13 protein-coding genes are annotated in these 15,007 nt (G+C 48.2%); 2 read left to right on the top strand and 11 right to left on the bottom strand.

Annotation, left to right across the window (positions count from 1 at the left end; all coding sequences use genetic code 11):
- The first annotated feature begins 6 nt into the window (after positions 1–6).
- Positions 7–2,073, top strand: a complete 2,067-nt coding sequence (locus tag FJ444_RS01090; protein WP_140956060.1) for a M13 family metallopeptidase — start codon at positions 7–9, stop codon at positions 2,071–2,073.
- Between the two features lie 58 nt (positions 2,074–2,131).
- Here the strand turns inward: FJ444_RS01090 and FJ444_RS21700 are convergent, their stop codons facing one another.
- From FJ444_RS21700 to metA, 6 genes are all read right to left on the bottom strand, one after another.
- Positions 2,132–3,622, bottom strand: coding sequence for a methyl-accepting chemotaxis protein (locus FJ444_RS21700; protein ID WP_140956061.1), 1,491 nt, complete (start codon positions 3,620–3,622; stop codon positions 2,132–2,134).
- Positions 3,623–3,630: 8 nt separating this feature from the next.
- Positions 3,631–4,152 carry a PAS domain-containing protein gene (locus FJ444_RS01100; RefSeq protein ID WP_140956062.1) on the bottom strand — a complete coding sequence of 174 codons (522 nt, stop codon included), beginning with the start codon at positions 4,150–4,152 and terminating at the stop codon, positions 3,631–3,633.
- A gap of 146 nt (positions 4,153–4,298) precedes the next feature.
- On the bottom strand, positions 4,299–4,886 hold the full coding sequence (locus FJ444_RS01105) for a DUF938 domain-containing protein (protein WP_140956063.1): 588 nt from the start codon (positions 4,884–4,886) through the stop codon (positions 4,299–4,301).
- Entirely contained in the window at positions 4,879–7,503 is a 2,625-nt protein-coding gene (gene metH / locus FJ444_RS01110; protein ID WP_140956064.1) for a methionine synthase, read from the bottom strand. The genes FJ444_RS01105 and metH overlap by 8 nt, the downstream gene beginning before the upstream one ends.
- Before the next feature lie 9 nt (positions 7,504–7,512).
- A complete protein-coding gene (locus FJ444_RS01115; RefSeq protein ID WP_140956065.1) occupies positions 7,513–8,568 on the bottom strand; it encodes a homocysteine S-methyltransferase family protein in 1,056 nt (351 codons plus the stop codon).
- A gap of 3 nt (positions 8,569–8,571) precedes the next feature.
- Complete coding sequence (gene metA, locus FJ444_RS01120; protein ID WP_140956066.1) at positions 8,572–9,510, bottom strand: homoserine O-succinyltransferase; 939 nt, start codon at positions 9,508–9,510, stop codon at positions 8,572–8,574.
- A 262-nt stretch (positions 9,511–9,772) separates the two neighbouring features.
- On the opposite strand from metA, the gene FJ444_RS01125 reads away from it, so the two are divergent.
- Complete coding sequence (locus tag FJ444_RS01125; protein WP_140956067.1) at positions 9,773–11,212, top strand: glycoside hydrolase family 28 protein; 1,440 nt, start codon at positions 9,773–9,775, stop codon at positions 11,210–11,212.
- A gap of 10 nt (positions 11,213–11,222) precedes the next feature.
- Here the strand turns inward: FJ444_RS01125 and FJ444_RS01130 are convergent, their stop codons facing one another.
- From FJ444_RS01130 to FJ444_RS01150, 5 genes are all read right to left on the bottom strand, one after another.
- Positions 11,223–11,576, bottom strand: a complete 354-nt coding sequence (locus FJ444_RS01130; RefSeq protein WP_181405019.1) for a DUF2802 domain-containing protein — start codon at positions 11,574–11,576, stop codon at positions 11,223–11,225.
- A 78-nt stretch (positions 11,577–11,654) separates the two neighbouring features.
- Positions 11,655–12,143 carry a chemotaxis protein CheW gene (locus tag FJ444_RS01135; protein ID WP_140956069.1) on the bottom strand — a complete coding sequence of 163 codons (489 nt, stop codon included), beginning with the start codon at positions 12,141–12,143 and terminating at the stop codon, positions 11,655–11,657.
- Positions 12,144–12,161: 18 nt separating this feature from the next.
- Positions 12,162–13,016, bottom strand: a complete 855-nt coding sequence (locus FJ444_RS01140) for a chemotaxis protein CheW (RefSeq protein WP_140956070.1) — start codon at positions 13,014–13,016, stop codon at positions 12,162–12,164.
- Between the two features lie 2 nt (positions 13,017–13,018).
- On the bottom strand, positions 13,019–13,789 hold the full coding sequence (locus tag FJ444_RS01145; protein WP_140956071.1) for a ParA family protein: 771 nt from the start codon (positions 13,787–13,789) through the stop codon (positions 13,019–13,021).
- A 37-nt stretch (positions 13,790–13,826) separates the two neighbouring features.
- Positions 13,827–14,996: a chemotaxis response regulator protein-glutamate methylesterase gene (locus FJ444_RS01150; RefSeq protein ID WP_140956072.1), complete on the bottom strand. Its 1,170-nt coding sequence runs from the start codon at positions 14,994–14,996 to the stop codon at positions 13,827–13,829.
- Positions 14,997–15,007: the final 11 nt, after the last annotated feature.

The following is a 15,007-nucleotide window of genomic DNA, read 5'->3' on the forward strand; positions in this document are numbered from 1 at the left end:
ATTATAATGAAGTACACGCTAATCGCAGCGTCAGTTGCCGCCACTCTGGCACTGACAGCCTGCAGTAAATCTGAGAACACACAAGTACAGCAAACCCAGGCGCAAGCACCGGCAGTAGCGCAAATTGGCACCTTCGGTGTTGACCTGAGCGCCCGTGATTTAGCCGTTAAACCCGGCGACGACTTTTTCATGTATGCCAGCGGTACCTGGTACAAAAACTATGAGTTACCTGCTGATAAAACCCGTTTTGGCGCGTTCAGTGAACTGGCTGATCGCAGTGAAGAGCAAGTGAAGCAAATCATCGACGACATTATGGCGTCGGACAGCCTGACTCCCGATGAGAAATTGGTTCACGATTATTACCATGCCTACATGGACACCGACACCATTAACGCCAAGGGTATTACCCCTATTAAACCTATTCTGGAAGAAATTCAGGGGCTGAATTCGGTGGACGCGTTAACCGTCTTTTTCGGTAAGAGCTGGTTGCATGGTGCCAGTTCACCGCTATGGGGTGGCTTGTGGTACAACCGTCTTGACCCTAACGAATATCAGTTGTCTGTGGGCGTAAGCGGATTGGGCTTACCTGATCGCGACTATTACCTGAGCGATGCTGAGCGCTTCGTAAACATTCGCCAGGCGTATCTGACGCACATTGCACAAATGCTGAGTTTTGCTGGCGAAACCGATACCGAAACAAAAGCACAGACCATTCTGGCATTGGAAACCGCGATTGCTGAAATTCAGTGGCCACGTGAAAAGCGCCGGGATCGCGACTTAACGTTAAACCAAATCGCCCGTGAAGAATTAAGCGATGCCTATGCAAACTTTAACTGGAATGCCTGGTTAAATGCACAAGGTTACAAGGCGCCCGAGCTGAACATTACCCAGCCGGAGCCAGTAAAAGCAGTCATTGAGATCATTAATGATACGCCAATGGCCGATTGGAAAACGTATCTGACCTACCACACGATTTCTAATAATGCGTCTATGCTGTCTGACGACATCTACATGGCGAACTTTGAATTCCAAAGTAAAACACTGTACGGCCAGCAAGAGCCCCGCCCTCGCTGGAAGCGCGCGCTGGCATCAATGTCTGGCACCGAGTCGCTGGGTTTTGCCATTGGCAAGAGCTATGTTAAACGTTTCTTCCCAGAGAGTTCTAAAACCCAGATGGCCGAACTGGTTGAAAACCTGCGTACCGCGTTAGGCGAGCGCATTGATGGCCTGGATTGGATGGGTGAAGAAACGAAAGTGAATGCCAAAGCCAAACTGGCTGCCTTCCGCCCGAAAATCGGTTATCCGGATGAGTGGTTGTCATACGAAGGACTGTCTGTTACTGCCGATGATCTGCTCACTAACGAACACAACATCCGTAAGTTCTTCCGTGCACTGGAGCTGGAAGAAGAACTTAAACCCACTAACCGCGAACGTTGGGGTATGACACCACAACAGGTGAATGCGTATTACAACAGCTCGTTTAACGAAATCGTGTTCCCGGCTGCGATTCTGCAACCGCCATTCTTCGACCCAAATGCCGATGCTGCAGTAAACTACGGCGCAATCGGTGCGGTAATCGGTCATGAGATGGGACACGGATTTGATGATCAGGGTTCTAAGTCAGATGCCAATGGTATTCAGCAAAACTGGTGGACCGATGAAGACCGCGCTGCATTTGAAGCGAAAGCAGACATGCTGGCAGCTCAGTACAGTGCGTATGAGCCAATCGAAGGCAACTTTGTTAATGGCCGCAACAGCTTGGGTGAGAACATCGGTGACGTAGGCGGCCTGGCTATGGCATATCACGCCTATCAATTGAGCCTGAAAGGCAAAGAAGCCCCGGTGATTGACGGCTTAACCGGTGATCAGCGTTTCTTCCTGGCCTGGGCTCAGGTTTGGAAAGAAAAGCGCACAGAAGAGAGCATGCTCAATCAATTACGCGCGGGTACTCACGCACCAGGACAGTCACGTGCCCTTGCGCCACGTAACCACGATGCATGGTACAAAGCCTTCGACGTACAGCCAGGTGATGCACTTTATCTGGCACCAGAAGAGCGCGTACGCATCTGGTAATTAATGTACCAATAGCAAGAAGGCCAGCGTTTAGCTGGCCTTCTTTATTGTGATTACTCTACCTTACGGCTCGACCGTGTTTTTGATCTACCAGCTCTGTAAGACACTGAATGACGTGTGAACTGGCATTTTCTGCCGCTTCCACATGATGCAGAATACCTTGAAATATATCGTCGTTGCGCAACCAGTCCTGTTTTACCAGAGCAATGGCTTTGTGCACATTCTGATGCACGCCGGCGTGATAGTTTTCCAGCGTTCTGAATGCAGGTAACCCATTGAACATATCCTTGCCACTGCCCTCGTAATACCATTTGCCCAAACGACAGGAGAAGTGATCCACTTTTACGGCTTCGGCTTCATTGCCTTCACCATTGCGCTCCATGCCTATGTAAGCGTTTTGCATGTACACAATGTGATCCAATTTAACCAGTGAAGCAAATGAGCGGTCTTTGGTTTGGCCAATCAGATGAATAGTTTTATCGGCTGCCTGGGCTACAAATTCAAAATTGGTATAGAACTTACTCACTTCGTCGCCAATTACCTTGGTACTTTGCCCAACTTCCAGGGTTTGGCTAACCATGGTGTCAATTTTACCCGTCAGGTTATAAATAATATCGCTGATCTCTGCGGTAGACTGACGTGTCCGGTCTGCCAGGTGGCGCACTTCGTCGGCAACAACCGCAAACCCCCGGCCTACTTCCCCTGCCCGGGCCGCTTCAATTGCGGCATTCAGGGCTAACAGGTTAGTTTGCTCGGCAATATCACTGATCAGTTTCACAGTAGCGGCGATGCGGCCACTTTCCTGCCCCAGCAGGTTTGCTGTATTTTCTACCGAGACCATTTTTTGGTTTACTGAATCGAGCGATCCCTTTAGCTCTGCCACGGTCTGACGACTTTGGTTTGCACCATCACGACTTTCATTGGCAATAGATAACACATCGTCCATGTCGGTCGATAACTTCACCATTTCCTGCTGACTGTTTTTCAGATTATCCAGCAAATTACTGGTATTGAGGTGATGCATTTCGCTGAGCAATCGATTTTGACGGGCGAAGTTATCAGCCTTCTCCATCGATGAAATTGCCATATTCACGTTTTTCATGATATCGGCAAATTCACCCGGCAGGCCTTTCACCAGCCCTTTGCGATAAAACTCGCGTTTACTGGCGCGTTCAAAACTGTTCGACAATTCTTTAAAGTTGGTTTCTACCACATCTAAGAAGTCATTTAGTTCCCAAGCGACTTTTCCCACTTCACCCAGGCCCTTTGTTCTGGTTACCCTGACATGCGTATTGCCCTCTATGGCGGCAGACAAGGTTTCGTGAATGGCACTGAGTGCCTGTATCGGCTTTTTATGGTCCCGGTAAGCATAAAACGCAAATACCATTGCCACCACCGGCGACAGAATGTTCAGCAGCGTAAACCCACCTCGCCACACATTACCTGCGGCGATAAAAAAGGTAATTCCCACAAACACAATGCAGATAATCAGAAATTTCTGGGTTAAAAATGGAATATTTTTACTGACCTGGCTGGTTTGAATAATCATTGCCCTTCCTATAAATATTGCTCGTACAAACCCAACACAAACTCGTCATAACTCACACCGTGTTGTGACTCAATATGCTCAGACAACCACTTCCACGAACTACTTGCCGCGGTATCTGCTGACAAACCCGCTTCTTTTTTTCGCATTTCAGCATAAATAGCTTCAATTGCTTTCACTGCCGCTTCCGGGGCTTTTCTTCGCACTGAAAAGAAACCCTCGACTTTACCGTTCACTACATCAGGGGTTACGTTAGCAAACACCCAGTAATAATCGCCGTCTGACGTTAGGTTTTTTACAAAACCAAAAAATTCCTGGCGGGATTTGAGCGTTTTCCACATGGCGTAATACACCCCTCTGGGCATATCGGCATGGCGAATAATGTTATGAGGCTTTCCGAGTAATGCAGTTTCCGGGAAGTTAGAAATTCGCATAAAGTGGCGATTGGCATAGGTTATATTTCCCCGCAAATCGGTTTTGCTGACTATCAGAATCTTGTCTGAAAACGTAATGTTTTTGGCAACCACAGGCATTACCGTCCTTTGTTCATGTTATTGGCAGGTGATCACGTTATTACTTAAAGATTGCACGCAAACTTCAATGTGTCCAATTCGAAATCAAGCATGAAAGAACACATTGCGCCGTCACAAAGTGCGGCAGTCTGCCAGAACCCGACGAGCTATTCTTTGACCCAGATTAATAACAGATTGTTTGCAGGCATGTGCACAGTGTGTTTGAGTATTAAATCCTCACCGGCCCAGGTGATTAACTGGTTAATATCTTTGTATCCACCCAGCCCGCGGCTCAATAAATCCAGATGAAAAAGCTGGTTACTTTGAGAAGAAAATTCCCCGTTTAAGGTAAACGGCCCGTACTGACAAAACACGCCTTGCTTAGGTAATCGCTGCGCTACACTTTTCATCATCAGTGCCACTTCATCGGCAAACATGATATGCCCAGTATTGGCAGTGTAAACGGCATCGAAAGGCAACGCCGGTAAGTCATGTTTGCCAATCATTAATTCAATTGGGCGATGCAAGTTAGTGAGGTCAGCGTCGTCCAGCCAGGCGTTGATGCCCACATGATTGTGTATAACATCACTGGTGTGCCAGTGAAGGTGAGGTAAATAGCGGGCAAAATGCACGGCATGTTGCCCGGTACCACTGCCAATTTCCAATACAGTGGCACTGTTTGAAAATGCCCGTGATAATTCAGTCAGAATTGGCTGTTTATTGTTCTCACAGGCCTGGCTAAAGGGTTTAGTCATTCAGGTTGGGGCCTAACCAGCGCTGGGCAGTTTCGATATCCCAGCCTTTGCGGTTAGCGTAGTCTTCCACCTGATCAGGCTGGATTTTCGCTACTGCAAAATAACGCGCCTCCGGATGCGCAAAATACCAGCCGGATACCGACGCCCCCGGCCACATGGCATAGCTTTCAGTGAGCTTCATACCGGTGTTCGCTTCTGCATTAAGCAAATCCCAAATCAGTTGCTTTTCAGTATGCTCAGGGCATGCTGCATAGCCTGGCGCAGGTCGAATGCCTTGGTATTTCTCGCGAATCAGATCATCGTTGCTTAGCGACTCGTCTGGCGCATAGCCCCAGTAATGCTTACGCACTTGCTCATGCAGATATTCAGCGAACGCTTCAGCTAACCGGTCGGCTACGGCTTTTACCATTATGGCATTGTAGTCGTCGCCGTTTGCTTCATAAGCGGCTGCCAGTTCATCTTCACCAATTCCGCCCGTCACTGCAAAGGCACCAATGTAGTCTTTAATACCTGAGCCTACCGGTGCTACAAAGTCACTTAAACAGTAATTCGCGCCTTTGGGCTTGTCCGTTTGCTGACGCAGGTGATGGGCAATGCCCAACGTTTCAGTTCTAGTCTCATCGGCGTAAACCACCACATCGTCGTCCTGACGGTTTGCCGGGAATAAACCAATAACGCCTTTGGCCTGCAAGCTTTGGTCAGCAATCACTTTATCCAGCATGGCGTTAGCATCATCAAACAAACTTTGAGCCTGCTCGCCCACTACTTCATCAGTTAAAATCCGCGGGTACTTACCGGCAAGCGACCAGGTTAAGAAAAACGGTGTCCAGTCGATGTAGTTTCGCAGGGTTTCAAGCGCTACTGACACAGGTGTTACACCGAGCTTTTTGGGCGTTACCGGCGCAGTGCTGAAATCCGGTACATGGGCATTGTCGCGCGCCTGCTGCAAGCTCACCGGTTTACTGCGCGGCTGTTTGCGAGCGTGTTGGTCGCGTACAATGTCATATTCTTTGCTAAGCTGCTCAGCAAACTCAGCACGGGATTGTGCATTCAATAATTTCTGACACACACCTACCGCACGACTGGCATTCGGTACGTACACTACCGGAGCATGATAATGCTGTTCAATCTTAACCGCCGTGTGTGCTTTAGAGGTGGTTGCACCACCAATCAATAACGGCAGGTCGAAGTTCAAACGCTCCATCTCTTTGGCTACATGTACCATTTCGTCCAAGGATGGCGTAATTAACCCCGACAGGCCAATCATATCAACATCTTCTTCCTTGGCACGTTGCAGGATACTGGCACAGGGTACCATTACCCCCATGTCGATCACCTCAAAGTTGTTACATTGCAGAACCACACCCACAATGTTTTTACCGATGTCGTGTACATCGCCTTTAACGGTTGCCAACAGGATTTTACCGTTACTCTTCTGGCCTTCTGATTTTTCGGCTTCAATGTAAGGTTGCAGATACGCAACGGCCTTTTTCATTACGCGCGCTGATTTTACTACCTGCGGCAGGAACATTTTTCCTTCACCGAACAAGTCGCCCACCACGTTCATGCCATCCATTAATGGCCCTTCAATAACGTGAAGTGGCTTGTCGGCTGCTTGTCTCGCCGCTTCGGTATCTTCTTCTATAAAATCAGTGATCCCTTTAACTAACGCGTGTTCAAGTCGCTTGTTAACCGGCAACTCACGCCAGGCGAGATCTTCCTTAACCACCGTTTTACCGTCGCCCTGATATTTAGGCGCAAGCTCAAGTAGCTTGTCTGTAGCGTCATCATGGCGGTTAAGGATCACATCTTCAACCGCATCTCGCAGTTCTTTGGGGATCTCATCATACACTTCCAACTGTCCGGCGTTCACAATGGCCATATCGAGGCCTGCGCGGATAGCGTGGTACAGGAAAACAGAATGCATGGCTTCGCGTACCGGGTTGTTTCCGCGGAACGAGAACGAAATATTCGACAAACCACCCGATACGTGTGCATAAGGACAGGTTTTGCGGATCACTCGTGTCGCTTCAATAAAATCAACAGCGTAGTTGTTGTGCTCTTCTATACCGGTGGCAACTGCGAAAATGTTGGGGTCGAAAATTATGTCTTCCGGCGGGAATCCCAATTTTTCAACCAATAATTTATAACTGCGCTGACAAATTTCTACTTTGCGCGCCTGGGTATCCGCCTGGCCGGTTTCGTCGAAGGCCATCACTACCGTGGCAGCACCGTAACGTTTAATCAAGCGTGCCTGATATAAAAAGGGTGCTTCGCCTTCCTTTAAGCTAATGGAATTAACAATCGCTTTGCCCTGCACACACTTAAGGCCGGCTTCAATCACTTCCCATTTTGATGAATCAATCATGATCGGCACGCGACTGATATCAGGCTCAGACGCAATCAGGTTCAAAAAGGTAGTCATCGCGCTTACTGAATCCAACATGGCTTCGTCCATGTTGATATCAATAATTTGCGCACCGTTTTCAACCTGCTGGCGGGCCACATCTAATGCAGCTTCATAGTCGCCGTTTAAAATAAGGCGTTTGAATACGGCGGAACCCGTGACATTGGTACGTTCACCGATATTTATAAAATTTGAAAATTCTGCTGACACGTCAATACCTTAATGCACGAATGGTTCTAAACCGGACAACCGCATTTTTGGTTCAAATGCGGGGACTGCCCGTGGAGTGACACCTGCAACGGCGTTGGCTAAATCCCGGATATGTTGAGGAGTGCTGCCGCAGCATCCTCCTACAATATTCACTAATCCTGAGCCTGCCCATTCTTTCAGGTGACTCGCCATTTCAGGCCCTTCCATATCGTATTCGCCAAATTCATTGGGTAAGCCCGCATTTGGATGCGCCGACACCAGGCATTCTGACACCGTTGAAATTTCGTCAACATACTGGCGCAACAGATCAGGACCCAGCGCACAGTTAAGGCCAAATGACACCGGCTTTATATGACGCAGGGAATAATAAAACGCTTCGGCTGTCTGCCCGGAAAGGGTGCGGCCCGATGCATCGGTAATAGTACCAGAAATCATCACCGGCAAACGGAATCCCAGTTTTTCAAACACGGTTTCAACAGCAAATGCCGCGGCTTTGGCATTCAGGGTATCAAATATGGTTTCAATAAGAATGATGTCTGAGCCGCCTTCGATGAGGGCTTCACAAGATTCAGTGTAGGCTTCTACGAGTTGATCGAAGGTAACGTTGCGTTTTCCTGGATCATTCACATCCGGAGATATAGACGCAGTGCGGTTTGTTGGACCCAGCACACCCGCTACAAAACGCGGCTTTTCAGGGGTCTTTGCCGTAAATTCATCGGCAGCTCTGCGCGCCAGTCTGGCAGCAGCCAGATTAATGTCACGAGACTGTGCTTCCATGTCGTAATCGGCCATGGCAATGGTGGTGGCATTAAACGAGTTGGTCTCGATGATGTCTGCACCGGCTTCGAGATACTGACAGTGAATATCGTAAATAATATCAGGCTGTGTAATAGACAAGAGATCATTGTTGCCTTTTATATCACAATGCCAGTCGGCGAATTCCTTGCCCCGGTAATCTTCTTCTTCCAGTTTGTGGCGTTGGATCATAGTGCCCATTGCGCCGTCTAAAATCAGAATGCGTTTTGCCGCCAGGGCATAAAATTGCTCGTCAGTTAACCTGCTCACGTGTTACCTCTTATGCTGGTTTTTCTCTACCAGCTGATTCAAATCATACGGCGTTGTCTGGTAAACATAGTAGTTTATCCAGTTCGTGAAAAGAAGGCTGCCGTGTGAGCGCCATCTTACTAAAGGAGACTGGCTTGGGTCATCTCCCGGAAAGTAATTACAAGGAATATTTGGTTCTATACCGGCCTGCACATCGCGCTGATATTCATCAGACAGGGTTTCAGGATCGTACTCCGGGTGCCCGGTAATGAACACCATGCGCTTGTCGTCAGAGGCAACCACATAAGCCCCCGCCTCTTCCGACTCAGCAATCACCTTCAGGCCGTCTACGCTGTCGTAGTCTTCAGTGGCAATATAGCCGTATCGCGAATGAGGGGCGAAAAACTCCGGGTCAAAACCTCTGAGTAATTCATTGTGGGGATCTTTCACTTTGTGGTGATACACACCAGACAGTTTTTCGTCGCGTAATTTACGCTGAATACCATAAAAATGGTACATGGCGGCATGCGCTGCCCAACACAAATAGAGCGTAGACTGCACATGACGATTGGCCCATTCAAGAATGGTTTTCATGGTGTCCCAGTAATTTACATCCTCATAGTCCAGCAGCGCCAACGGTGCACCGGTAACAATTAGCCCGTCATAACGCTTGTCTGCAACATCATTAAAATCCAGGTAAAACGCATCCATGTGCGACTGCGGCGTATGTTTGGGTGCCATGTCATTAATACGGATCAAATCTACATTGATTTGCAATGGAGTATTGGATAACAGACGTAAAAGCTGCACCTCGGTAGCAATCTTATTCGGCATAAGATTGAGAATAGCCACCTCCATGGGTCGGATATCCTGACTCGCAGCACGCTGGCTATCCATGGTGAAAATGTTCTCACCTAATAACACGTTTTGTGCAGGTAAGTTTTCTGGGATCCTGATAGGCATAGTCACTCCGGGCGATTATCTAGTTGTGCTATTGTCGCTAAAGTTAGGGCAATGTCAACATCTTTACGTCTAGACGTCTAAATGTTTATACGGACGTAATTCTTTACAAGGCACGCCAAACGTTTCGCATCCGGAAGTAAAATCAAATTCCCCTGTCAGAATACAAACAACACTTTTACACCACTCGTATTTATATTATAGCTGGGTACCATTCTGCCCTTTTAATCCTGCGTTACAAAGAGAAGTAAATGGAAATATTGATATGCCGCAATTACCTCAAATCTCTCCCTTGTCTCGTCGTCGTTTGCTACAGGGCAGCCTTGCCTGCCTGGCCTTACCCGGATGTACTGCTGTGACGATAAATAGTCAGCCAATAAAACCAGCAACGCAATTCGTTGCGATTGACGCGCCATTCGACATGCCAGTGATCGAAATTCCTGACTTTACTGACGTTGCTAATTTCAACATCCGGGATTTTGGTGCTGCTGAAAATAATCAATCAAGCACACAAACAGCACTGCGTAACGCCATTGCCGCCGCTAGCCAGGCTGGTGCAGGCAAAGTGATTGTTCCATCAGGTACCTGGCCATGTGGGCCGGTTCATTTGCTCAGTAACGTGAATCTGCATCTGGAAGAAGGGGCTACCCTGTTGTTCTCAGCAAATCCGGCAGATTATTTACCGCCGGTAAAAACAACCTGGGAAGGCATGGAATGTTTCAACTACTCGCCACTTATTTATGCTTACCATTGCAATAATATTGCTATTACTGGTAAAGGCACACTACAGGCAAAACTGGATGTATGGCAAGCCTGGTACGCTCGGCCTAAAGCACACATGGATGCCCTGGCCGATTTGTATCACATGGCGTCACAGGATGTGCCTGTTGAACATCGCCTGATGACCTACGCCGGGGCCAATCTGCGGCCGCACTTTGTGCAATTTAATCGCTGTCAGCATATATTAGTAGAAGGCATACACATTCAGGACAGTCCGTTTTGGGTGCTGCACCCGTTTATGTGTAAAGACGTCGTGTTTCGCCACGTGAGTGTATCGGCACATGGGCACAATAACGACGGTGTTGATCCGGAGATGACACAAAACATGCTGATTGAACACTGCACATTCGATCAGGGAGATGACGCGATTGCAGTAAAAGCAGGCAGAAACCGTGACGCGTGGCGACTGAATATGCCATGCCGCAATATTGTGATGCGTCATTGCCGAATAAAGCGAGCCCATCAATTGCTCGCCGTCGGTAGCGAGCTATCCGGCGGTATCGAGAATATATGGGTACATGATTGCCATTTCGACGGCAGTGAAGTGTTCCAGTCTGACGCTCTCCCCTACAGCGGCACTGGGAATATCGTGTTCATAAAAACCAATGAGCGACGGGGCGGTTTTGTTCGCAACGTTATTGTTGAAAATGTAAAAGCCGATAGCATTGGTGGTGGCATTCTGGCAATAGACACCGATGTGTTATATCAATGGCGCCATCTTGTACCTACCTATGAACGCCGTTTAACACCCATAGAGCATATTCACATTGCCAATGTGTCGGTGAATAACGCTGCCTTTATCAGTCAGATAAAAGGGCAAGCTGAGCTACCGGTAGATGAGGTCTACTTACGTAACTTAACTGTAGAGTCAATTTCGGGACAGGCTTACTCTCACGACCACGTGAAGCGCATCGAAATTAAGTAATACGGATTTGTTAAGCGGGCTTGTGAATATTCATCAGTAGTTGTAGCTCGGCTGCCGGCAGATCGCAACTGTGCATGACTTCATCAATACTGGCACCGGCTTGCAACATCTCTGCAGCACGCTGATATAACCGGCTGTCTGGGTCCTGCTCGCTTACCGTTTTAATTTGCTTTGCCAGTGCGCTTATTTCACTTTCCAGCGATGTTACTGAGCGGGCGACGGCCATACTGCGGGCCTGTCCTTCCTCAATGGTGTTGTAGAAGTTTTGCTGCGCTTTGGTGAGCTGTTGAATTAACTTTTTATGCGCTTCGAGCTCGGCAGAGAGCAAGCGAATTTGTTTGCGCGTTACCAGCCAATTGAACACAAAGCCTCCTGTCGCCAGGAGGCAGGCAAACACTGCGATAAGAAGGGGTTTTGATACTTCCATGTAATAGTCAGGCCGTTACAGGCTGCTTAATTCGTCCCATTCTTCATCGCTTAATAATTTATTCAGGTCAACCAGAATTAACAGTTCACCGTCGCGGTTGCTTACACCCTGGATGAACTTGGCGCTTTCTTCTGTACCCACATTTGGCGCGCTATCGATCTCAGACGATCTCAGGTACACGACTTCTGCCACGCTATCAACCAGAATACCCACTACCTGTTCATCAGATTCGATGATCACAATACGGGTATTGTCAGTCACTTCTTCTGGCGGTAACCCAAAGCGGGCGCGGGTATCGATAACCGTTACAACGTTGCCGCGCAGGTTAATAATACCTAATACGTAATCCGGTGCACCTGGCACAGGGGCAATCTCGGTATAGCGCAGTACTTCCTGTACTTGCATTACATTGATGCCATAGGTTTCTTCACCCAAACGATAGGTAACCCACTGCAATACCTGATCATCTACGTTCGATGCGTTACTATTTCTGTCATCACTCATGTACTTGGCTCCAATTGACTATGGCACCTGGTCTTTACTGCCCAAGCCTTTATTCAGCATTGCAATTAACTCATCAACGTCAAGCAATGCACACATTTTATCTTTCACCATACCTGCTAACCATGGACGCTTGCCTGCTGACGATTCACGCCATTTAACATCGGCCTTTGTTAACGATACGGTATTAACTAACTTTTCGCTGGCGAGCCCCCAGGAACTATCGCCTAACATAATAAGATATTGATAGTTTAGCTGATCTGCCAGTTTTTGATCGTATTTTTCTGGCATTACCCATTGCGCAGTATCAACTACGCTTAATTTTTCTTCTCTGTGCAGCATTACGCCCATAAACCATTTAGGCTTACCAAATAGCGGGCCAATCTTTGAAATCCGGTGAATGCCACCCAAAGTGATTAATGGCACCGCCAGCGTTAACCCTGCCACTTCAAAAAACAATGCCTGAAATTTATTGTCTAACCGCTTTTCTAACGGCAATACCGGTGCATTTGGCGGCCCTTCCGCCTTGTGCTGTGCGGCCACCTGCTCTTCTACTCTTTTAAGCAGACTTTCCTGAGGCTCAGAAACCTTTCCGGAAACCTTGCCGGAAACCTTTCCGGAAACCTTGCCGGAAACCTTGCCGGACACATTGGCAACCACACGCTCGCGGGGCTTTTCCGCAATTCGATTATCGGTTGTTGGCATGTCAATGACGGGTGGGGCACTTATTGAAACATCCGGTACAACAACCGTAGCCTGTTCGAGCAATTTTGCCGTGCGCGCGGTGACTTCTGCTGGATCGTCAACATCCCGCAGCAAGCTGCTGAGGTACTCTTCCATTACCTCTTCTTTTGCAAACGGCGTATTCTTACTCATCGTTAGTCGTCACTGTCCAAAGTATTCAATAATTTCTGATACGCAAACACGCCCCGCGCTTTAGGGTAAGCAATTGAGGCCGGTGTCTGCATCTGGCTGGCATCCCTGAATCGGGTATCAACCGGAATCATGCCTTTCCAGGTTTGTTCCTTGTAATCTAACAGCAATTGTTTGTGTGCCGCTATCGCTGCATTAATCCGACGATCGAACATCGTTGGCACAATCAGCGTATCAAATTCACGCTCCAGCATCTTGCTCATAATGGTTAACGTGTGCATCATGCGGTCCAGTCCTTTTAGTGCCAGAAACTCGGTTTGAACCGGTACCACCACTTTTTGGCATGCAGCAAGGGCATTTACCATTAACACACCCAATACCGGTGGGCAGTCAATTAACACGTAATCAAATTGCGACTCAATTTGTTTCAGGGCCTTCTTTAATACCAGCCCCATACCCATTTGATTGCCCATGGAACGGTCCAACGTAGCCAACGCCATGGTGGACGGTAAAATAAACAGACTATCCAGCTTACTTGGACACAAACAATCTAAGACTTTATCGTCGCTCATGCCGGAAGGATTAGCAAAAATATCGTAAACTGAATGCAATAACTCTTCAGAATCAATGCCAAAGTAATAGCTTAACGAGGCATGGGGATCCATATCTACCAATAATACATTGTGCCCCCGCCTGGCAAGCAGTCCGCCCAATGTCACGGTTGTAGTTGTTTTCCCTACCCCGCCCTTTTGGTTGGCAATGGTCCAGATTTTCACTGCTACTCTCCCACCAGCGCTAATATCGGCTCACCGGTTACATCTCGGTGATTATGCAGCTACCTATATCATCTATACTAATATTCACTTCCGCCAGCTTATCCACGGTTACCGCTTGCGGCATACCGTAAACCACACTACTGGCTTGATCCTGTGCCCATATTTTGGCTCCTAACCCTTTAAGCGTTCGACACCCCTCACGGCCATCGGCACCCATGCCGGTTAAAATAACGGCTAACGTGTCGCCACCATAGACATTCGACAAACTATTAAAGGTAGTATCAACACTGGGTTTGTAGCCAATATCAGCGGCGTCTGATTCTGTGATCACAATTCTGGGTTGCCCAGATAACTTATCAACAGTCATCTGCTTTCCACCCGGAGCCAGGTAAGCCCAGCCATTTTGCACCACATCGCCGTGTTCCGCTTCTTTCACCCGAATCTGACAATGCTGATTCAGTCGCTCCGCAAACGCTTTGGTAAACGTACCTGGCATGTGTTGCACCAGGAATACCGGATAAGGAAATCCTTCGGGCAGAACACTAAGTACTTTTTGTAATGCAACCGGACCACCTGTTGAGGCGCCTATCGCCAGGCAACGATAACGTTTCCCGCTTCGACGAACCTGAGTAACTATCTGGGGTTCAACGGCTTCTGTGCGTCCAGCTAATAGCGAAGAACTTCTGACAAATGCTGTTTTAGGTGCATTACTGGGTAATGCCCTTGACGGGGCCGATGGAACGGGTACTGCAGTACGCGCGGTAATACCACCAGGCGATGTCAATGGACGTCGCTGGATAGATAACGGTGTACGCCTTGCCAGTAACCTGACTTTAGTTCTCAGAATAGTTGCTGCATCACTGCGATCTTTTGCGATTTCTTCAAATCGCTTGGGCAAAAAGTCAACGGCTCCCGCATCCAGCGCATCCAAAGTGGCTTTTGCCCCTTGATGAGTGAGGGAGGAAAACATAATTACGGGAACAGGACATTCATCCATAATCCGTCTCACCGCAGAAATGCCGTCCATAACCGGCATTTCCACGTCCATGGTGACGACATCCGGCCGCAGCGACTTGATCATATCAATTGCTTCGCGTCCGTTTCTGGCTTCGCCAACCACCTCAAGAGAACGGTCTTCATTTAGAATATCTTTAACCCGGCGGCGATAAAAACTCGAATCGTCGACCACCAGGACTTTGAAGGCCATTTAGCAATATT

This window comes from Aestuariibacter sp. GS-14 (genome assembly GCF_006494365.1).
GTDB lineage: Bacteria > Pseudomonadota > Gammaproteobacteria > Enterobacterales > Alteromonadaceae > Alteromonas > Alteromonas mangrovi.

Excerpts from the sequence above, each read along its gene's own strand:
- FJ444_RS01090 (WP_140956060.1), top strand. The coding sequence starts at position 7 with ATGAAGTACACGCTAATCGCAGCGTCAGTTGCCGCCACTCTGGCACTG.
- FJ444_RS21700 (WP_140956061.1), bottom strand. The coding sequence starts at position 3,622 with ATGATTATTCAAACCAGCCAGGTCAGTAAAAATATTCCATTTTTAACC.
- FJ444_RS01100 (WP_140956062.1), bottom strand. The coding sequence starts at position 4,152 with ATGCCTGTGGTTGCCAAAAACATTACGTTTTCAGACAAGATTCTGATA.
- FJ444_RS01105 (WP_140956063.1), bottom strand. The coding sequence starts at position 4,886 with ATGACTAAACCCTTTAGCCAGGCCTGTGAGAACAATAAACAGCCAATT.
- metA (WP_140956066.1), bottom strand. The coding sequence starts at position 9,510 with ATGCCTATCAGGATCCCAGAAAACTTACCTGCACAAAACGTGTTATTA.
- FJ444_RS01125 (WP_140956067.1), top strand. The coding sequence starts at position 9,773 with ATGCCGCAATTACCTCAAATCTCTCCCTTGTCTCGTCGTCGTTTGCTA.
- FJ444_RS01135 (WP_140956069.1), bottom strand. The coding sequence starts at position 12,143 with ATGAGTGATGACAGAAATAGTAACGCATCGAACGTAGATGATCAGGTA.
- FJ444_RS01140 (WP_140956070.1), bottom strand. The coding sequence starts at position 13,016 with ATGAGTAAGAATACGCCGTTTGCAAAAGAAGAGGTAATGGAAGAGTAC.
- FJ444_RS01150 (WP_140956072.1), bottom strand. The coding sequence starts at position 14,996 with ATGGCCTTCAAAGTCCTGGTGGTCGACGATTCGAGTTTTTATCGCCGC.